Below are 19373 nucleotides of genomic sequence, written 5' to 3' on the forward strand. Positions count from 1 at the left end.
TTACTTTCCTATTGCTTCTATCTTTGTTTTTAATTTCAAACCGGGTTTAAATGTTACCACTCTTCGGGCAACCACCGGAATCTCTTCCCCGGTCTTTGGGTTTCTACCTGGTCTTTGAGGCTTGTCTCTTAACGTAAAATTACCGAATCCGGATAATTTCACATGCTGACCATGCTCAAGAGCATGACGTAGTTCTTCAAAAAAATTTTCTACCATTTCCTTGGCTACAGGTTTAGAAAGCTTTAAATCATCACACAAGGATTCAGCCATTATTGCTTTGCTTAGTGCGTTCATGATTAGTCCCTCAATATGATTGAAAATTCATTTTCCAGTGTTTTGATTATAGCATCAATTAATAAATTGATCTCAGAATCAACTAATGTTCTTGTATCATCCTGTAAGGTCATTGCAACAGCAAGACTTTTCTTTCCCTCTGGAACTCCTTTACCTACATAAACATCAAAGACATCAAAAGATTTTAACCAATCTTCTTTTATTGCTGATCTGACAGCATGTTCAATCTGCATTGCATTTATCTTATCATCAACCAAAAAGGACAGATCTCTTCTTATTTGTGGGTATTTTGAAATCGTCTTATACAATGGCGAAACTGGATTCTTCAATACATCCAAATTTAATTCAAATAATAAGACATCTTGAAAAATATCTAAGGCATCTGTCAATCGTGGATGTAATACCCCAATCCATCCTGCATGCTGGCCATCTATTGTGATTTGTGCTGATTGACCTGGGTGCAAAGCATCATTAACTGCAGGGATAAACGCCGCATTATTTAATTTTAATAATGAAAATAGCGACTCCAGATCACCTTTCAAATCATAAAAATCAAAACATCGCTTGGTTTCATTCCAATTCAGACCACCCTGTTCCCCCATCAATAAACCGGCAATACAGGAACGCTCTGTTAAATTCTGTTTCTCAACATCAAACACGACCCCTATTTCAAAAAACTTAATCGCGTTTTGTTGTCTGTGGACATTATAAATCATTGAAGCAATTAATCCTGGCCACATCCCAACTCTCATCTGCGATAATTCTGATGAAATTGGATTGAGTAACTGCATAAACTCTTTCTGAGGATAAAGAGCTTCCTGAATCTCTGGATCCACAAAACTATAGCTGATGGTCTCATGGTATCCTTTGCCTCTGAACCAGTGTGACAATTGGGCAGCAATTCGTTCATTAGAACTGGTAGAACCTGCCTGTACTACAGTATTCATCGGTTCAGCTTTTAAATTGTCATAGCCATATAAACGAATGATTTCTTCAACCAAATCAACATCTTGCTGTATATCAAATCGATGTGAAGGAACAGTAACATCAAATTTTGTATTGGCTTCATGAGTAATAACGATACCTAATCCCTCCAGTAAACTTCTCATTTCCTGTAGCGATATGGTCAATCCGGTCAGCTGCTTCACTTTTGTAGTATCAAAAGTAAATTGGATTCGTTTCGGTAAATGCGTCGTATCACAGGATTCAATAATTGGTCCCGCTGTTCCACCTGCAATAGATAAAATTAACGAAGTTGCTCGTTCGAGGGCTTTCAATTGCAGATAAGGATCAACTCCTCGCTCATATCGTTGAGATGAATCACTGAATAAACCATATTTTCTGGCAACACCGGCAATGGTAACCGGATTAAAGAAGGCACTTTCCAGAAACACATCCGTTGTATGTGCTTGAACCGCACTATCAGCACCGCCCATGATACCTGCCATAGCCAGAGGCTTTTCCTTATCCGCTATCACCAGAACCTTGTCGGTCAAGCAGACATCCTGACCGTCCAATAATTTTAATTGCTCCGAATCATTACTAAAACGGACATTAATTTCACCATTAATTTTAGTCAGATCAAATGCATGCATAGGTTGCCCTAGTTCGAGCATGACGTAGTTCATGACATCAACTACTGGATGAAGTATTCTGATTCCACCCCGACGTAAGCGCTCACTCATCCATAAAGGCGTTTTGGCCTGAGTATCGATGTTTCGTATGATTCGACCACAATATCTGGAACATGCCTCGGAATTGGTTAAATGAATCCCTAGTACATCATCTATAGTTGGAGTAATCGTCGCAACGGGTTGTTCTATCAAAGGTAGTTTATTTAATACCGCAACTTCCCGAGCTATACCCAGAACACTAAAGCAATCAGCTCGATTAGGTGTTAAATCCACATCAAACACATGATCATCAAGGGTGAGATACTCACGTAAATCCATACCTACAGGGGCATCCTCCTCTAACTCCATAATGCCTTCAGAATGTTCTGCAAGGCCTAACTCAGTAACGGAGCATAGCATTCCCTGAGATAACTCTCCTCGTAGTTTGGACTCCTTGATTTGGAGACCACCTGGTAATTTGGCACCAATCATCGCCAATGCAACTTTTAACCCGGCTCTGACATTCGCTGCACCACAAACAATTTTTAATGGTTTATCAGCAGCTACATTGACCTCACATAAAGTCAATTTATCCGCATCAGGATGAGGTTTCGTACTGATAACTTCTGCAACAACCACATGAGAAAATTCACCTGCAACAGGGTTAACTGCATCTACTTCCAAACCAGCCATAGTCAATTGATCGGCTAACTCTTGTTCTGTTAATGAGAAGTTAACCCATTCACGTAACCATAACTTACTTAATTTCATCTATAGTCCCCATAATTCAATTGTAGCCTCTCATGCCCATGCCTTACGTCCCATACGGACTACAATTCAGGATTGTAAGATATAATCCGCAGCGACCTCATAGTAAGAGAGAGAAATGACCGGTATTAAATGATTAAAATTGATTTAAAAATGTTAAATCATTTTCAAACATCATGCGCAAATCATCTATTCCATAATACAACATGGCCAGCCTGTCCATCCCCATACCAAATGCCCATCCCTGATACTCATCAGGAGAAATATTTACTGCTTTGAGAACATTAGGATGAACCATGCCACAGCCTAGAACTTCTAACCATCCGGTAAATTTGCAGGATCGACACCCTTTTCCACTGCATTGAGTACATTCAATATCTACTTCGGCAGAGGGTTCGGTAAACGGAAAGTAGGATGGCCGGAATCTAAGAGCCAATTCGCGCCCAAAAAAATGAGCAAAAAAATCATGAAGCAACCCCTTCAAACCAGCCAGAGTAGCCTGTTTATCAATTAATAAACCTTCAACCTGATGAAACATGGGTGTATGAGTCACGTCAGAATCACATCGATATACTCGACCTGGAGCGATTAAGCGAAAAGGTGGTTTACGTTGCTCCATAGTACGAATTTGTACCGGAGAAGTATGTGTTCTTAGAAGTCTGCCATCACCAAAATAAAAGGTATCGTGCATTGCACGCGCTGGATGGTGACCAGGAATATTCAAAGCTTCAAAATTATAAAATTCTGTTTCAATTTCAGGACCATCAACTATATCAAAGCCCAGACGGCTAAAAAATTCATTAATTATATGTTTTACCTGAGTAACTGGATGTAACGAACCCGATTCTCGATTACGACCTGGAAGTGTTACGTCAATTTGTTCTGCAGATAATTTTTCCAGCAATTGTTTTTCTTTTAATTCAAGCATTTTCGTTTCAATCAACATACTGATTTCACGCTTTGCCTGATTAACCAATTGACCCATTTTGGGTTTTTCTTCAGCGGATAAATTCGCGAGGCCTTTTAAAATATCAGTCAGTTTACCTTTTTTTCCCAAAAAATCGACCCTAATTAACTCAAGTGCGGCAATGTCAGACGCCTGGTTAATTGCTTCAGAGGCTTGTTCTTGTATGGTGATGATATCCTGCATTTTTATACCCACAAGTAAAAAGGAGGCCGCAGCCTCCTAAATAATTTTATTAGTACATTCTCATTGCATCGATAGAAAAAGACTGCTTAGCCTGCTAATGCAGCTTTAGCTTGTTCAGCAACGGCAGCAAAAGCTACTTTGTCATGAATTGCCATATCAGCTAATATTTTTCTATCCAGTTCAATTGAAGCTTTTTTCAAACCATCAATCAAACGGCTGTATGACAAACCACACTCACGAGCCTGTGCATTAATACGAACTATCCATAAAGCACGGAACTGTCGTTTTTTCTGACGTCTATCACGATAAGCATATTGGCCGGCTTTGATTACAGCCTGCTTTGCTACGCGATAGGTCCGGCTTCGTGCGCCGTAATAACCTTTTGCTTGATCTAATATTTTCTTGTGACGCGCTTTAGCGGTCACACCACGTTTTACTCTTGGCATATCTCAATCTCCCCTTAACTACCGTGCAACATACGCTCTGCCAAACGCGCATCGCATGGCTTCAAAGTACTGGCACCTACGCGTAAATGGCGTTTTTGCTTAGTAGACTTCTTGGTGAGGATATGATTCCTGTAAGCGCCGCGACGTTTAATCGCACCACTTGCTGTCTTGCGGAAGCGTTTACATGCTCCGCGATGTGACTTTAACTTCGGCATAACAATATACTCCGCATTTGTTACTTAGTTTTTTTGGGTGATAAAACCATCAGTAATTGTCTTCCTTCGCGTTTTGCATGTTGTTCTACAACTGCTACATCAGCTGTATCCAGCTGGATGCGCTCCAGAATTTTCATACCGAGTTCTTGATGAGCCATTTCACGACCACGAAATCGAAGCGTGATTTTGACCTTATCACCATGATTCAGGAAACGGATCAGGTTGCGTAGCTTGACCTGATAATCTCCATCTTCCGTCGTAGGACGGAATTTCAACTCTTTGACCTGAATTTGCTTTTGCTTTTTCTTTGCTTCAGCTTGTTTTTTGCTCAGTTCAAAAAGAAATTTACCATAATCCATAATGCGACATACAGGAGGCTTGGCTGTTGGAGATATCTCCACCAAATCCAGTCCACCTTCTTCCGCAGCCCGAAGGGCTTCGCGTGTTGATACAATTCCTGCCTGGTTACCATCGACATCAATTAAGCGTACCTCAGGTACATTGATCTGTTCATTAATTCGTGCGCGATCACTTTCACGCTTAGTTGGTGCACTAATGGTTTATTCCTCCAGTTCGTTATTTACAGAGATCCTTTACGGACAATTTCTTGCGTCAAGGTATCACAAATTGTATCTATTGTCATCACGCCCAAGTCCACACCTTCACGTGAACGAACGGCTACCAGACCTTTTTCAACCTCTTTATCGCCTATAACTAGTAAATAAGGCACTTTTTGTAAAGTATGTTCGCGGATTTTAAAGCCAATTTTCTCATTTCTCAAGTCTAAATGTGCCCGAACACCACTTTTTTGTAAAATTCGTGTGACTTTTTCCGCATATGCGTTCTGTTTTTCACTTATTGTAAGCACTACCGCCTGTACTGGAGATAACCAAAGTGGCAATTTTCCAGCATAGTGTTCTATTAAAATTCCCATAAACCGCTCAAAGGAACCTAAAATCGCACGATGCAACATGACAGGCGTCTGTTTGCTGCCATCTTCAGCAATATAACTTGCTTCCAAACGAGCAGGCATAGAAAAATCTACCTGAATTGTACCACATTGCCAAATTCTACCCAGACAATCAGATAAAGAACACTCAATTTTTGGACCATAAAATGCACCTTCACCTGGAGCATCCATCCATTCAATACCTCTACCCTGCATAGCTTGTTTTAATGCATTCTCCGCTTTATCCCATACATCATCAGAACCGACACGTTTTTCGGGACGTAAAGCAAGGCGGTATTTAATTTCTTTAAAACCAAAATCTGTATATACAGATTGAACCAACTCCAACATCATCGCAACTTCAGATTGAATTTGATCTTCTGTACAAAATATATGTGCATCATCCTGCACCATATTCCGTACTCGCATCAATCCATGTAACGAACCGGAGGGTTCACATCGATGACAATTACCGAACTCAGAGAGCCTTAAGGGCAAATCTCTATAGCTTTTCAGACCTTGATTATATACTTGAACATGACAGGGGCAATTCATCGGTTTTACGGCATAATGACGATTTTCTGTCTCAGTGACAAACATCTCATCTCTGAAATTTTCCCAGTGACCCGATTTTTCCCATAATACTTTATCTACTAACTGAGGCGTTTTAATTTCCTGATATCCAAAATCAGCCAAACGCATACGCATATAGCGTTCTAACTCCTGATAAATAATCCAGCCGTTGGGATGCCAGAAAACCATGCCAGGGGCAATATCTTGAAAATGAAATAATCCGAGTGCTTTTCCCAATTTACGATGATCACGCTTTTCGGCTTCTTCCAGGCGAAACAAATATTCAGCTAATGATTTTTTATCAGCCCAGGCTGTGCCATAAATACGCTGCAGCATTTCATTATTGGAATCACCGCGCCAGTAAGCACCAGCCAATTTGGTCAGTTTAAACGCTTTTAAAAATCCTGTAGATGGAACATGTGGGCCACGACACAGATCTTCAAAATCACCTTGTCGGTATAATGAAAGCACTTCACCTGCGGGAATATCCGCAATAATTTTGGCTTTATAATCCTCGCCTATATTTTTAAAATACTGGATTGCTTCGTCACGAGGTAGTTCTCTGCGAGTAACAGGATAATTTGCTTTCGCCAACTCCTGCATTTTTGCTTCAATTAACTCAAGATCTTCCGGCGTAAAAGGTCGCTCAAAGGCAAAATCGTAATAAAACCCATCTTCAATTACAGGGCCTATAGTCACTTGAGCTTTTGGGAATAATGCCTTAACGGCCTGAGCCAATAAATGTGCTGTAGAATGTCTTATGACTTCCAGGCTTTCATCCTGTTTTTCGGTGATTATAACCAAAGAACAGTCGTCCTGAATCAGATAGCTGGTATCAACCAAACGGCCATCAACACGACCGGCCAGCGCAGCCTTCGCTAATCCGGGACTAATATTGTGTGCTACATCGTAAATAGTCAAAGGGGCTTCAAAATGTTTCACACTTCCATCAGGCAATTTAATGTTTGGCATAGTTCTGTCCGTCATTCCGTCCGTCAAGCACATCACTTCAAAAAAAAACCCTGCAGAGCAGGGTTAAAACTTTAATATTCAGTGCAGCAGATGCTCTTTAAGTAGATTCTACTGTATCTTTCGAGTTACTTGGTAGGCACGAGTGGGATCGAACCACCGACCACCACCATGTCAAGGTGGTGCTCTACCACTGAGCTACGTGCCTAGAATTCGACCTGTATTCAAATAGGTTTGAATTATATAATAAAGATGTATTATAAAGCAAATCATTTTATCTACAACTTCAAACTACTTCTAAGTGATTTCGTTATACTAATAAGTAACACAGATTAACATTCAGATAACAGGCAGAATAATCGATGTGGTTTAAAATAGAAAATGATTATGTGGCTCTATCAATCTATGCCAAACCCAATGCAAAACAATCAGCGTTGCAGGCCATTACCGATGATGCCTTGCATATAGCACTACATGCCAAACCACAAGATGGTGAAGCGAATAAGGAACTTATAAAATTTGTAGCGAAGCTATTCAAATTACCCAAGTCTCATTGCAAATTAATCCGAGGGGAAGGGAGTCGCCATAAACAAGTGAAGGTTCCGCTCTCAGATAATTTAATTCGATTGATAAATGAACTCAAACTTCCTGTCAAAAAATAGAAAGGCCTGAATGGAAGGGAGCCATTCAAGCCATTAGTTTGCGAGGTTAACCGCTATGGTTATACCACTGTTCCATCAAAATTGGACGTTGGTGTGATACCGGTTCCATCCGGTATCACGTGCTTCCATGTTTGGACTATTGAAACTGTTTCCATGCGTTTCGTCGGTCATTATAATCATTTGATTTCCTTTGTCAACAATTAATTTCGAAACGAAACTCAAAGTTTCCATATATTTCTCTATTTGCAGGTTTTATTACCCTTTGTTACACTCTACTCAGCATAAAGAGATCAGGAACATTGCCTCCCCATGGAAAAAGTTAACTTAACAAAACAGTTTGCTTACCGCTTACGTGATGCAATGATTGCAGCCGGATTTAATTCACAACGCTCAACATCTGGAGTATGCATACACAAATTAGCTGAAATCACCGGTTACTCCGTTCAAATTTGTCGAAAATATCTGCGTGGAGAAGCCATACCAGAGCCAGTGAAACTTGTTGAAATAGCCGCGAAACTACACGTTTCCCCTGGCTGGCTCTTGTTTGGAGATGCTCATAATGACTCCAGCTTATCGAAAGATAAATTAACAATCAGCAGGAATTTGCTTCACTATATTTTCACAAGAGCAGCATGTCTATATAATGGCGATTTAATGGAACATGAAGTGCCTGATTTTTTGATGGAATTGATTAACGACGTCAGTTTGATCAACGCCAACGAAGAGCAGTCAAAAAAAATTATTGACCTGGCTTTAGCTTCAGTGAAGCATTTTAGCCATCCGCATGGAACGTAGAGAAGTATTCATGGAAAATAGCCGTAAACTGATGCTGCACCCACAGCATCTGGAAGTTCTATTTGCTTTTAAAAGTAAACTTTCAAACGTATTCAGGGATGTATTGGGGATACATGAAATTCATCATATTGCCTTAACACGCATCAATGAACATAATGAACTGGTGTCTTTATCATCCACCCCCTCGATGGAATTTAATTTATTCAGCAGCTCCCTATGGCAATTTGATCAAACCTACAATCCTCAATGGTTTAAATTGGGAGGGCAGGCTTTCTGGCAAAATTTATACAATCCAGAGCGTTATGACGAGCTTTATTACCTCAAGCAGATTAAACACGCTTTCCCGCTGGGGTTATCAATGGCGGCTAAAATAGATAACGATTACGTGATCTATTCTTTGGCAAGCCGTAAATCATGCCCTCACACCCAGGAACTGTTCACTAGTCAGCACGATGACTTTTATAAAATTGGTCAATACTGTTCGAATATGCTTAATCCTCTATTTAACTATTGCGACGCTGTGTCTGCGCAGAATTTACCGCTACAGGTTCATTATGAAACATCAAAATAAAGTAATATTAGGCGGACTGATGGGAAATGTTGTAGAAGCTTACGATATGTCCATCTGTTATTTTTTATCAGCAGAACTATCCCGTAACCTGTTAGGCGATACCCGAGGGAAACCAACAGTAATGCTATCCCTTATTTTTATCGCATATCTGGCAAAACCAATAGGTGCATTTTTCCTGGGGCTACTCTCTGACTTATATGGTCGAAAAAATGTCCTTATGGCTTCAATTGTAATCATGGGTGTATCCACCTCCCTAATAGGCATAATACCCGCTTATGATAAGATTGGCATACTTGCTGCCGGTTGTTTATTAGCCTTTAGAATAATTCAGAGCATGGCGCTTGGCTCTGAGTTTTTAAATTCATCTTCGTTACTGGTTGAAAGTGGAGATACCAGTCAACGAGGTTTTAGAGGGTGCTGGTCATCAGTTGGAGTAAAGGCTGGATATTTAGTAGCCTGCCTGGTTGCAGAGCTTTTTCATTACTTTTCAAAAACCAATCCGGAATTCAATAATCTATGGCGAATCCCCTTTTTATTTGCATTAATAACGACCCTGATTGGTTTCTATATCCGAGCAAAAATGCCGGAAAGCCTGGCCTACATTATTTATTATGCAAACAGAAAAAAACCCTCAACACGCGATATCTATAAACAATCACTGGATTTTGTAAAAAAATACCCCTTTATGTTTTATTTTGCATTTTTTTCTGTGTTTTTATCCGTTACAACAGGATTTTTCTTCTATTTGTATATTCCGTTGCACGCCATTCAGTATGCCCATATACCGCGCAACCTGATCATGATGTCCAACATTCTCTCTTTACTGTGTGTCACAATGCTTATTCCACTATTTGGTTGGTTATCAGATAAACACGACCGATTAAAAATGTTGATTTTTGCCAGCAGTGGATTACTTATTATGACCTACCCTTTTATGCATATAATCAATTATGGCAATACAGGGTACTTCTTTTTAATGCAATTAATTATTTCCATTCCCTGTGCATGTTATTACAGTGTATCGACAGTACTCTTAACTGAGTTGTTCCCCTTGCAAATACGTTGCACGGCTCTTTCTATTGTCTATTCAGTTGCAGCGAGTCTGGCAGCTGGATTACCACCTCTATTGGCTGATTATCTGGCGAGAACAACTCATATGCCCAGTTCCCCAGGCATTATTATAATGGTACTGGCTACTACAGTCCTTATTAATGTTCGTTTTCTGGCTCGTCGTTATCGAAAAGGCATCAACACTTATCAGATTGCGCAGATGGATTCTGAAAAGCCTGTTTTTACTGTTCAGTATCAAAAATCGACATAAAAAATCTTATATGAACGAACAAAAGAACTTATGAAAAACTCTATAGTCAAGGAAAGATTGGATTAACAAAGTGTTTGGGCGTTTTTCGTAAGTCCTGAATTGGTCTGTCTCGCCATCTAAATGAAAAGATGATAAATAGTTAACACACCTGAAGAATTAGAGCTTCTTCCTTAATTGCGACATTTCATCTAATTGCTCAGTTACTATCCCATAAAATTTCTGCATGGTTTCACTTTGATAAAATGCTTGTTGTTCCTCATGGCTTTGAATACTCACCAGGCTAACAAGAGTGTCTAAACCCTCTAAAGCACTGTCCAGTTCTTTTGCAATGGCGTCCAGGCTGGTTAAATAGGCGACTCGATTCTCGCCCTCATAAGCAGAAAAATTATGGATTTTTACATCAATTTCTGCACGCAGCCCCCTTAAATTCCGCTCAAGATTAATAATGTTCTCGGGTATGGTTTCACCAGGTGTTGAGTGAGTCACTGGTGCTTCAATTTGAGTATCGGGTTCCATCAATGTGCTCCGTGTAGAAAATAATTCTCTTTATGTATAATTCTAGTTGAAGTACAGTATTTCGCCATTTGTTTTAATAGTGTTATCATTGTTTTTTTTAATAACAGTGAATCCTATGCTACTTCATTACCTGTTCCTCTTGGGCATTTGTGTAGAAGCTATAACTGGTGCATTAGCTGCCGGACGAAAAAAAATGGACTTTTTTGGTGTGATGCTTATAGCTTGTATTACCGCTTTAGGTGGCGGCACAGTAAGAGATGCGTTATTTAATACCTACCCTACCACTTGGGTCGCTCATCCAGAATATTTATTATATACCTCAATATGTGCATTTCTGACCATATTTATTGCTCATTCCCTCGTCAGAATAATGAAAGTATTTTTAATTCTTGATGCCCTTGGTCTATCCGCTTTCGTTATCATTGGAACGCAAAAAGTCCTTTCTCACGGAATGCCACCCAGCGTAGCAGTAATCAGTGGGATGTTGACGGGTATTTGTGGAGGAATGTTGCGAGATATTCTTTGTAATGACATTCCATTAGTACTAAGAAAAGAACTGTATGCGGTAATTGCTCTCGCTGGTGCGGTATTGTTTATTACTCTTGCTCATTTTCAGTTTCCTCATAACCTGAATATCATTATTACTCTAATCAGTATTTTTACTGCGCGGTTATTGGCGATTTTCTTTCATATAGAAATACCCATATTTGATTATTCAGAAAGTATAAAAAAGCGGAAAAAGAAATAACCGGAACTACGTTTTTAGCCCAAATCAATGGTAGTGACAGGTGACGTAGCAAACCAAATTCGCCCTGCTGCAGCTCCAATCTCCGCTAGCAGCTTCCAACAACTCGTCACCCTCCAACAACTCGTCACCCTCCGCGAATGCGGAGGGTCCAGGAATAGCAAAGCCTGATAATAATTCATGGGCCCCCCGCATTCGCGGAGGGTGACGAGTTGTCGGAGAACAACGAAGTTGCCGAGAACGACGAAGTTGCGGAAGGCGACGCAATATATATAGGTCGTCGCGTGCATAAGCTTCACTTTACTTGCTTAAGACAATAACGGACCTAAGGAAGGTATTGCAATAAATTTTATTGTCTACTACGGAATCACCCCTATTAAACTTCTTTAATAGCTATAATGCTTACTTCTTCCACAGGCACATCCCCATGCCCCATTTTCTGTCCTGTTTTTACCTTCGCAATCGCATCAACAACATCCATACCCTCAACAACTTCACCAAATACGCAATATCCAAAGCCTTGGGCATGATCGCCACTGTAGTTAAGAAAACCATTATCTGCGACATTAATAAAAAATTGAGCAGTAGCAGAATGTGGATCCATAGTTCTTGCCATTGCTATAGTTCCACGCTTATTTGGCTTGGCATTTTTGGCTTCATTTTTGATGGGTTCCTCTGTAGACTTTTGCTGCATATCCGCATTTAAGCCTCCGCCCTGAATCATAAATCCGTCTATAACCCGATGAAAGATCGTATCATTGTAAAAACCGCTTCGAACGTATTTCAGAAAATTTTCTGCTGTTCCTGGAGTGTTCTCTGTATCTAACTGTAGATGAATATCACCTTTAGATGTGCTAATTACAACCATTATATCTCCTGTTAAATCTTAAATTGTTAGGTATTGATGCAACGTCTCAATAAGTCCGATAGATGTCATCTAGAACGAAGCAAGATCTCCTGAAACCGACTTGGTGTCCGTATTTGGAGATCCTTCACGGCGCTCATGATGTTGAAATTCCCCGGGTTAGTGAGAAGTTACGAATTTATTACCAAAGCCCGCATTTTAGCACAAACATCATGAAGTACATGGATATTATGAATACTGGCAAGAGCCGTAAATAAATTGGCTTTTCTTTTAAATAAATGATGTAAATACGATCGTGAATAATTGAGGCAGGTATAACAAGAGCAACTCGCCATTACAGGGGACAAATCATCTGAAAAACAGGATTTTTTAATTTGAATTCGTTCATTCTCATATTCACTGGAAAAACGTAACCAATTCCCCTCTTGCACCAACTCACCACAATATAAAGCCCCATGCCTCGCGTTGCGTGTCGGAGCTACACAATCAAACATATCAATTCCCTCTGCAACTACATCCAAAAGATCCTGTGGCGACATTCCTACGCCCATAGTGTAACGAGGCTTATTTTCAGGCAAGAAATCGCGAACCCAACGGATAACATCAACTGTGGTTTTCATATCAAAACCTATAGTCTCACCACCAATTGCAATTCCGTCTGTATTCATTGAAGCAACAAAATCAGCACATTCCCGTCGTAAATCCTCAAAAATACCTCCTTGAACGATACCAAATAAAGCTTGTTGATTCCCATAACGTGAATCTGGATGCTCAAGATGATAATTCACGGACTGTTTTAACCAACGATGTGTACGTGACATAATGTGAGCGACTTCGTCTTTGGAGCAACTATCTGGAGTGCATTGATCAAAGGCCATGATGATGTCTGCGCCAATGATTTTTTGTGTTTCCAACGACATCTCTGGAGTCATATGAATCAGACCCTGGCTGCCAGGAAGTTTAAAATGAGCACCTTCCTCATCAATAGTACAAATCTCTTTATTTTTGGATAAACTGAAGACCTGAAAACCGCCGCTATCGGTTAACATGGGACCATGCCATCCCATAAACGGATGCATACCACCCGCTTTTTCAATGACGTTCATCCCTGGAGCGCACAGCATATGATAGGTATTCCCACCTAAAATAATCTGACTGCCTGCAGATAATAATTCTCTTGGAGTCATGTTATTTACTCCCGCACGAGTTCCGACCGGCATAAACACCGGAGTAATAAACTCGCCATGAGGGCTAGTAACGCGGGTAACACGTGCTTTAGTGCCGGCATGCCGGTAAAGCACTTCGCAAGAAAATTTATTCATCTAAATAGAGATAACTCAAAAAAAGAGCAATCATAGCCAAATCAAATCATTATTACCAGTTAATAAATTAAAGATCGCGTTCGTAAAAACAAGAATAATCCTGTAATGGCCATAAAAAGAAAATACATGGCGGCCCAACCCGGCATGGAAATTCCCATCATACTCCAGGTAGTTTCCGCGCAATCTCCTGCCCCCCAAAATAAGGCTTTAGCTACAGTTTGCCAGGGAAAATAACGTATTAATATATCCAATCCAGGCATACAGGCTGGAGCTTGGCCAGCAGGTAATGATTGCAACCAAAGTTGCCTTAAAGAAAAAAACAAGCCGGCACAGGCTATTATAATCTGCAAAAAACTAACAAAATGAGCTTTTTTCAAAGTACCAAGACTTAGTCCCATAATACCCAATAACAAAAAAACACATACACGTTGCATGAGACATAAAGGACAGGGCTGAAGCCCCATAATATATTGAAAATAAAAGGATGACATTAATACAAAAAGTGTAATTAATGCCAGAAACGATTGAGTTTTTCTATAAGCAAATTTAGTCATGATTTTGGCAACATATACTGGATAGCCGCTTTAAGATCTCCTTCAGTACATTCAGCGCAAGTTCCTTTTGGTGGCATAGCATTCAATCCTTTTGTTGCTGAGGAGACCAACTCATCGATTGTTCGACCTGATAGTCGAGGCGCCCAATCGGTTTTATCGCGAAATTTGGGTGCTCCGGCTAATCCATCACGATGGCAAACAATACAATATTGCTCGTACGTCTCCTGACCAGGCTCTTTGTTTTCTACTTTAGCAGTTGATTCATTTTTTGTCACGGTTTCAGAAGTATCATTACCCTGATCCTGAACTCGGACTTTACCTATGGGTTGAATTCTTTGTTGTATTTGCTGTCTGTCTATATCATCCAAAGCAAAAATTGAAAATGAACACACTGTTAACAGCGCTACGCTAATCAACCTCATGGATGCGCCCTCAAGATTACAATTCAAAAATCATACCGACAAGTGACGTTTTTTTCCAGCACCATTTAAAGAAGTATACAGAAAAAAGCTGACGATTTCGTGGCTCTTCTTCATAAAATTTCTGTTCTGATGATTGTTACATGGCAAAACACAAGGAAAATAATTGGAACCAAGTTTCAAGACTTAACTTAATGTATATGATAGTATTTCTCCCGCCATTTTGAATGGCTTTTCAAGCAGTATAAGCTTAGAAAAGCCATTCAAAATGAAATAGAATGCTGCACAGACAGTTAATAATGTGAAGTTTGACCACGAAAAAAAGGGAGTTTTAACACAGATGAAACAGTATGTACTTGGAATGCTTTTATTGTCCTTCATAATGACCGGGACTGCTGGAGAAATGGGTCTGCAAAAAGACGATTGCATGTCTGGTTCCTCATGTCGATGGACCATTGGCGGTGAACTATCATTTTTAAAACCTGATGGTGCGATGATTGATTACGCGACGAAAATGGTCTTTGTAACCCCCGCTATCGTGGCCGCGAGTGGGAATTATGTTCATGCTTCTTACGAACCATCCTGGTCAGCATTTATCAAGTATGATCTGGCGGTCCAACATACCGATGTTCAATTCAGAACAACACATTTTGATCATGAGAAGGGGTCTTCTATTGTAGCCCCAAATGCATTGTTGGTAGTCAACGCCACCCTTGTTTCCGGTACTTTTTTTGATGAGGCTTCTGGAAGCGTTCTTTTCGATCTCAATAATTATGAATTAACCGTCGGTGCAGTAATTAACGCCACCCAAACAGGTTGGCGATTAAGACCCTATACTGGACTTCATTACGTTGATGAAAATGATCGACTGATTCAACGGTTTTATCGTGTAGGTGGTTCTTTTACCCATAGACTCACGAGCCAGTTTAAAGGGCTTGGCCCTGTGGTTGGTCTTGAAAGTCAGTATCCTTTACTGGATAGGCTCACCCTGAAAAATGATGTGACTCTTGGTTTTCTCGTCGGCCAATCGGATATGCGAACGGTAGGAGACATTGATGATGCCCCTGTTCAACCGATCAATTTTGTCGACTTTCAAAGTTTTAATCGCGATCGGCTGGTGCCTTACGGCTTTTTCGATCTCGGTCTTTTATACCGTATGCCTGCGGTTTTTCGTAAATATGATGCAGGGATTTCAGGCGGGTTTAAAATCATTTATTACAATGATATCCATGGCAGACGCGCTGCATCGAGTACGAATGATCCATTAAGATTAAATTATGTCACTTATTATGGGCCTTATATTGGTATTCAGGTTCGTGTTTAAATAATTTTGTTCCTTTTCCCAATTTCTTATAAATAAGAAGATTGCAGGCTAAAAGGTAATTACATCTACATGCCGCCAACCATTCGGTGGCATGTAAGCACATGATGTTACCCATCGCATCCAGAGTACACTGTTCTAAATGACAAAACAGGAGGAAACTCATTCAACGACTGTTTTCTCATTTGAGTCATTGCACGTTCATCATTCAAAAACTCACGCTTATAACGATCGATAAAGGGCGACTCTTGTGTTCCGGGAACCAGATTCTGAAAATTATCAACGAGGAAGATTCACTCGATGTATCCAGCATATATTCTGCCATTTGCTTTAGCCCATCCAATCAAACAATGCACTGTATATAATATAGAAATAAATGCGGATTTTGCATTACGGAGGTATCCCTGCATTCAAGCATTTTTGCTTCTCTTTACCTACCTATGAACAGGATTATTGGGGGAACTGATAAAGCCATGTTACACTGCCGCCAATGGACAAGAATCTGAGTTAGGGATGGGAATTCAAGAGAACAACACAGAAACTAATAATTCAGAGTCATCGAATTGGGAATCTGGAGCAGAAACAGAACACTATCCTGGTTTCATCAATGATGCGATGGATCATTACTTTGAAGAGCGAGTGAAAAAATCTTGGCAAGGAAGGCATATTCTTAATGGAAAAACACCTACTCCTACAGCACTTATTTTTTCAAGTAATGATTATTTACATATAAGCCAGCACCCTGAATTAATTAATGCTCAAATGGACGCCATGCAAAAACACGGTAATGGCCAAATGCAATCAGCCGTATTTTTAAGTAATAACAGTTTGTTGCTGGATAGTTGCGAAAAACGGTTTAGCACATTTTTAAATTATCCCTCAAGCTTACTAACTCAGTCAGGATGGTGTTCCAATGTGGGTATCATTCAGGCTCTGGCCAAACGAAACACGCCGGTTTATTTGGATTTTTATACACATATGTCGTTTTGGGCTGGTGTAAAGGCAGCTAATGCCAAACCCATTCCGTTTCATCATAATTCAATAGAGTCTTTATGCAGAAGATTGGAACGGCATGGCCCAGGTATTATTGCAGTTGACTCCATATACAGTACAACGGGAACAATCAGTCCACTTCTGGAATTTGTCAAAATTGCCAAAAAATACAATTGCTTGTTAATTGTTGATGAATCGCACTCACTTGGAACATATGGTCCATATGGAAAAGGATTGGTTAACGAATTAGGTCTATCCGATCAGGTTGATGTCATAACGGCAAGTTTGGCGAAAGCTTTTTCAGGTAGAGGTGGATTAATTGCAGGAAAAAAACGGCTAATTGAATTTGTTCGCTACTCCTCACTTCCAGCAATATTTAGTTCCGCACTGGTTCCTCATGATTTGGCTGGATTTTCATCTTCTCTGGAGATTATCTCGAGAGAAGAGTGGCGTCGAGAAAAATTACATGCCAATGCAACGTTTTTACGAGAAGCCCTCTTAATACACGGTTTTAATATCGGTTACAGTACATCACAAATTATTCCAATTATGACGGGAAACGAAGCAAATACGATTTGGTTACGCAATGAACTGGAAAAAGAAGATATTTTTGGGGCTGTATTTTGTTCTCCAGCCACCCCCAAAAATAAAACATTGATTCGTTTATCCATTAGCTCCAATCACGAAAAAAAGGATTTGATTCGAGTTATTGACTGCTTACTCAAATTAGCGGAGCATAAACGAGATATTCCTTTTTTCAATTATCAACACAATAGATTATAAAACCTGCGTTCGACTAGAGCACCGAATGATTTAAATACATACACCTATCGTAGTCTCGACGTCCCGTGGCTTGACCACGGGACGTCGAAATTGATTATGAGTTACTATTTTTGACTTATTAAGAGTCGAATTTAATTTGTTCAATTTAAATCATTTGGCGCTCTAGAGGACGGTGACAATTCATCAATTTATTCACCACCAACACCTCTTAATATATTCAGGTTTTAAATAGAGTGCGTTAACAAATCACCTGTCTATTAAGTAAGAAACATTTCCTCCGCATCCAACTCTTCAAGGTATTGGTGATAGGATAAAATTTTATCCAGGCGAACATCAAATAATACAGCGCCTTGCACATAAGCATAATAATAGGTTTCATCAGAAACAAATTTATGAGCAGGTACTAAACAATTGGTCCATTCGTTCCATTGTGGGGTAGCCGAATTTGACTGCCAAAAACAAGGGATTTTCTCGCCACTGAGTAATTGGTCCAAAACCTCTTCACTGGCTCCATTATCCAAAGCCAAATCATAATGCAGACGCATATCGGCTTCATTTTTTACAATTAAAAAACTGATATTGGCGTCATCATCCAGCATGAAAAAACTACCTGAATTATCAGCAAGATAAAATTCCACTATCCCTTTCTTTTTACATAAATCCCAAAACCATTCAGCAAATTTTTTATCATGAAGACAGCTTGGCGAAGTTACTGAGAGCATACGAACAACCATATCGGACATACTTTGAAAGTACTGCAATTGCAAATCATGAATGCTCTTGATTATCAGACCAGCAACATCGGGATCGCTTTTTTTGATGTATCGATGAATTAATCCCTCATTAAAGGCCTCAATCGCAAGTTTTTCATCAGCCTGGCCTGTTAACAGGATCTTTTTTATATTGGTATCTTCAATTCGTCTGCAAAATTCCAGACCATCCATTCCCGGCATGGCATAATCGACAATCACTACGGAAATTTCTGAAAATCTTCTCGAATTATAAACTTCAGCATGTATCGCAGCTAAATCCAAATTGATTGTATGATTAGTCAAAGGACAATTTTTAGCTTCTGTATATTCACTGATGCAGCGCTGACTCAATAGTTCCAGTTCACAACGCTTTTTATGTATACATTCCAATGCATTAAATGGAGAATCAAAGACTCGATAGGCCAATCCCTCATCTAAATGCAGAACAAAATTGAGCAAGAAATCGCGACTATCATCTACAAATACCGCAGTACTTGGGAAGTAACAGGTAGGTATAGAGAAATGTTGCATAGCTCCTCCTGAGCAAAACGATACGAAAACAAATCCTATTGAAACGCACTAAATCCTTTATAAATCAAATCCACACACAAGCTGCAAACCTGTCTATAAAATATCATGATTGACTACTTTAGCCAAATCATTTGCGATTTATATGCATAAATCAATGTAGAGTACCTGTTTTTAAATGGTTTCGACTTTAACGACTCATTTCAACCGACTCAAAAACCTGGTTTTACTCAAAGAGAACATTCGACA

At 39.8% G+C, this 19373-nt stretch carries 20 protein-coding genes and 1 tRNA gene; 7 read left to right on the forward strand and 14 right to left on the reverse strand.

Annotated features, from left to right (window positions below):
* The 8 genes from Lqua_RS03095 to Lqua_RS03125 form a co-directional block, all read right to left on the reverse strand.
* Positions 1-294: an integration host factor subunit alpha gene (locus Lqua_RS03095; protein ID WP_058472822.1), complete on the reverse strand. Its 294-nt coding sequence runs from the start codon at positions 292-294 to the stop codon at positions 1-3.
* Positions 295-296: 2 nt separating this feature from the next.
* Complete coding sequence (gene pheT, locus Lqua_RS03100; RefSeq protein WP_058472823.1) at positions 297-2678, reverse strand: phenylalanine--tRNA ligase subunit beta; 2382 nt, start codon at positions 2676-2678, stop codon at positions 297-299.
* Positions 2679-2811: 133 nt separating this feature from the next.
* Complete coding sequence (gene pheS / locus Lqua_RS03105; protein WP_058472824.1) at positions 2812-3825, reverse strand: phenylalanine--tRNA ligase subunit alpha; 1014 nt, start codon at positions 3823-3825, stop codon at positions 2812-2814.
* An 86-nt stretch (positions 3826-3911) separates the two neighbouring features.
* The gene (rplT, locus tag Lqua_RS03110) at positions 3912-4271 is read right to left on the reverse strand and encodes a 50S ribosomal protein L20 (RefSeq protein ID WP_058472825.1); all 360 of its coding nucleotides are present in this window, start codon (positions 4269-4271) and stop codon (positions 3912-3914) included.
* Between the two features lie 14 nt (positions 4272-4285).
* Positions 4286-4486: a 50S ribosomal protein L35 gene (rpmI, locus tag Lqua_RS17810; protein WP_083501239.1), complete on the reverse strand. Its 201-nt coding sequence runs from the start codon at positions 4484-4486 to the stop codon at positions 4286-4288.
* A gap of 20 nt (positions 4487-4506) precedes the next feature.
* Positions 4507-5043, reverse strand: coding sequence for a translation initiation factor IF-3 (gene infC, locus Lqua_RS03115; RefSeq protein ID WP_058472826.1), 537 nt, complete (start codon positions 5041-5043; stop codon positions 4507-4509).
* Positions 5044-5066: 23 nt separating this feature from the next.
* Positions 5067-6980 (reverse strand): threonine--tRNA ligase, encoded by a 1914-nt coding sequence (thrS, locus tag Lqua_RS03120; RefSeq protein WP_058472827.1) that lies wholly within the window; start codon positions 6978-6980, stop codon positions 5067-5069.
* 130 nt (positions 6981-7110) lie between these two features.
* A tRNA-Val gene (locus tag Lqua_RS03125) sits at positions 7111-7185 on the reverse strand.
* 154 nt (positions 7186-7339) lie between these two features.
* Between Lqua_RS03125 and Lqua_RS03130 the strand changes: the two genes are divergently transcribed.
* The 4 genes from Lqua_RS03130 (at position 7340) to Lqua_RS03145 (ending at position 10326) form a co-directional block, all read left to right on the forward strand.
* Positions 7340-7639: a DUF167 domain-containing protein gene (locus Lqua_RS03130; protein ID WP_058472828.1), complete on the forward strand. Its 300-nt coding sequence runs from the start codon at positions 7340-7342 to the stop codon at positions 7637-7639.
* 309 nt (positions 7640-7948) lie between these two features.
* Complete coding sequence (locus Lqua_RS03135; RefSeq protein ID WP_058472829.1) at positions 7949-8434, forward strand: helix-turn-helix domain-containing protein; 486 nt, start codon at positions 7949-7951, stop codon at positions 8432-8434.
* 10 nt (positions 8435-8444) lie between these two features.
* A complete protein-coding gene (locus tag Lqua_RS03140) occupies positions 8445-9005 on the forward strand; it encodes a hypothetical protein (RefSeq protein WP_058472830.1) in 561 nt (186 codons plus the stop codon).
* A complete protein-coding gene (locus tag Lqua_RS03145) occupies positions 8989-10326 on the forward strand; it encodes an MFS transporter (protein ID WP_058472831.1) in 1338 nt (445 codons plus the stop codon). Before Lqua_RS03140 ends, Lqua_RS03145 begins: the two co-directional genes overlap by 17 nt.
* Before the next feature lie 156 nt (positions 10327-10482).
* Here Lqua_RS03145 and Lqua_RS03150 read toward each other — a convergent pair whose 3' ends face one another.
* A complete protein-coding gene (locus Lqua_RS03150) occupies positions 10483-10842 on the reverse strand; it encodes a hypothetical protein (RefSeq protein ID WP_058472832.1) in 360 nt (119 codons plus the stop codon).
* A gap of 115 nt (positions 10843-10957) precedes the next feature.
* On the opposite strand from Lqua_RS03150, the gene Lqua_RS03155 reads away from it, so the two are divergent.
* Positions 10958-11590, forward strand: coding sequence for a trimeric intracellular cation channel family protein (locus Lqua_RS03155; RefSeq protein ID WP_058472833.1), 633 nt, complete (start codon positions 10958-10960; stop codon positions 11588-11590).
* A 373-nt stretch (positions 11591-11963) separates the two neighbouring features.
* Here the strand turns inward: Lqua_RS03155 and Lqua_RS03160 are convergent, their stop codons facing one another.
* The 4 genes from Lqua_RS03160 to Lqua_RS03175 all read right to left on the reverse strand — a co-directional run bounded on the left by Lqua_RS03160 (position 11964) and on the right by Lqua_RS03175 (position 14750).
* On the reverse strand, positions 11964-12455 hold the full coding sequence (locus tag Lqua_RS03160) for a peptidylprolyl isomerase (protein ID WP_058472834.1): 492 nt from the start codon (positions 12453-12455) through the stop codon (positions 11964-11966).
* A gap of 167 nt (positions 12456-12622) precedes the next feature.
* Positions 12623-13774: a tRNA guanosine(34) transglycosylase Tgt gene (tgt, locus tag Lqua_RS03165; RefSeq protein WP_058472835.1), complete on the reverse strand. Its 1152-nt coding sequence runs from the start codon at positions 13772-13774 to the stop codon at positions 12623-12625.
* A gap of 59 nt (positions 13775-13833) precedes the next feature.
* Entirely contained in the window at positions 13834-14328 is a 495-nt protein-coding gene (locus Lqua_RS03170) for a disulfide bond formation protein B (protein ID WP_058472836.1), read from the reverse strand.
* Complete coding sequence (locus Lqua_RS03175) at positions 14325-14750, reverse strand: c-type cytochrome (protein WP_058472837.1); 426 nt, start codon at positions 14748-14750, stop codon at positions 14325-14327. The genes Lqua_RS03170 and Lqua_RS03175 overlap by 4 nt, the downstream gene beginning before the upstream one ends.
* A 337-nt stretch (positions 14751-15087) precedes the next feature.
* Between Lqua_RS03175 and Lqua_RS03180 the strand changes: the two genes are divergently transcribed.
* Together Lqua_RS03180 and cqsA are read left to right on the forward strand one after the other, a co-directional pair.
* Entirely contained in the window at positions 15088-16071 is a 984-nt protein-coding gene (locus tag Lqua_RS03180; protein WP_058472838.1) for an Lpg1974 family pore-forming outer membrane protein, read from the forward strand.
* Between the two features lie 450 nt (positions 16072-16521).
* Positions 16522-17844: an alpha-hydroxyketone-type quorum-sensing autoinducer synthase gene (gene cqsA, locus Lqua_RS03185; RefSeq protein WP_238585519.1), complete on the forward strand. Its 1323-nt coding sequence runs from the start codon at positions 16522-16524 to the stop codon at positions 17842-17844.
* A 257-nt stretch (positions 17845-18101) separates the two neighbouring features.
* On the opposite strand, the gene Lqua_RS03190 is transcribed toward cqsA, so the two are convergent.
* A complete protein-coding gene (locus Lqua_RS03190; RefSeq protein ID WP_058472839.1) occupies positions 18102-19127 on the reverse strand; it encodes a response regulator in 1026 nt (341 codons plus the stop codon).
* Positions 19128-19373: the final 246 nt, after the last annotated feature.

This window comes from Legionella quateirensis (assembly GCF_001467955.1).
In the GTDB taxonomy this organism is placed as follows: domain Bacteria; phylum Pseudomonadota; class Gammaproteobacteria; order Legionellales; family Legionellaceae; genus Legionella; species Legionella quateirensis.

What these genes read in the sequence shown, in the direction of transcription:
- Lqua_RS03095 (WP_058472822.1), bottom strand. Translation starts at nt 294, where the DNA reads ATGAACGCACTAAGCAAAGCAATAATGGCTGAATCCTTGTGTGATGAT.
- Lqua_RS03150 (WP_058472832.1), bottom strand. Translation starts at nt 10,842, where the DNA reads ATGGAACCCGATACTCAAATTGAAGCACCAGTGACTCACTCAACACCT.
- Lqua_RS03190 (WP_058472839.1), bottom strand. Translation starts at nt 19,127, where the DNA reads ATGCAACATTTCTCTATACCTACCTGTTACTTCCCAAGTACTGCGGTA.
- Lqua_RS03155 (WP_058472833.1), top strand. Translation starts at nt 10,958, where the DNA reads ATGCTACTTCATTACCTGTTCCTCTTGGGCATTTGTGTAGAAGCTATA.
- pheS (WP_058472824.1), bottom strand. Translation starts at nt 3,825, where the DNA reads ATGCAGGATATCATCACCATACAAGAACAAGCCTCTGAAGCAATTAAC.
- Lqua_RS03160 (WP_058472834.1), bottom strand. Translation starts at nt 12,455, where the DNA reads ATGGTTGTAATTAGCACATCTAAAGGTGATATTCATCTACAGTTAGAT.
- Lqua_RS03135 (WP_058472829.1), top strand. Translation starts at nt 7,949, where the DNA reads ATGGAAAAAGTTAACTTAACAAAACAGTTTGCTTACCGCTTACGTGAT.
- Lqua_RS03180 (WP_058472838.1), top strand. Translation starts at nt 15,088, where the DNA reads ATGAAACAGTATGTACTTGGAATGCTTTTATTGTCCTTCATAATGACC.
- Lqua_RS03140 (WP_058472830.1), top strand. Translation starts at nt 8,445, where the DNA reads ATGGAAAATAGCCGTAAACTGATGCTGCACCCACAGCATCTGGAAGTT.
- Lqua_RS03175 (WP_058472837.1), bottom strand. Translation starts at nt 14,750, where the DNA reads ATGAGGTTGATTAGCGTAGCGCTGTTAACAGTGTGTTCATTTTCAATT.
- rplT (WP_058472825.1), bottom strand. Translation starts at nt 4,271, where the DNA reads ATGCCAAGAGTAAAACGTGGTGTGACCGCTAAAGCGCGTCACAAGAAA.
- thrS (WP_058472827.1), bottom strand. Translation starts at nt 6,980, where the DNA reads ATGCCAAACATTAAATTGCCTGATGGAAGTGTGAAACATTTTGAAGCC.
- Lqua_RS03145 (WP_058472831.1), top strand. Translation starts at nt 8,989, where the DNA reads ATGAAACATCAAAATAAAGTAATATTAGGCGGACTGATGGGAAATGTT.
- tgt (WP_058472835.1), bottom strand. Translation starts at nt 13,774, where the DNA reads ATGAATAAATTTTCTTGCGAAGTGCTTTACCGGCATGCCGGCACTAAA.
- rpmI (WP_083501239.1), bottom strand. Translation starts at nt 4,486, where the DNA reads ATGCCGAAGTTAAAGTCACATCGCGGAGCATGTAAACGCTTCCGCAAG.
- Lqua_RS03130 (WP_058472828.1), top strand. Translation starts at nt 7,340, where the DNA reads ATGTGGTTTAAAATAGAAAATGATTATGTGGCTCTATCAATCTATGCC.
- pheT (WP_058472823.1), bottom strand. Translation starts at nt 2,678, where the DNA reads ATGAAATTAAGTAAGTTATGGTTACGTGAATGGGTTAACTTCTCATTA.
- Lqua_RS03170 (WP_058472836.1), bottom strand. Translation starts at nt 14,328, where the DNA reads ATGACTAAATTTGCTTATAGAAAAACTCAATCGTTTCTGGCATTAATT.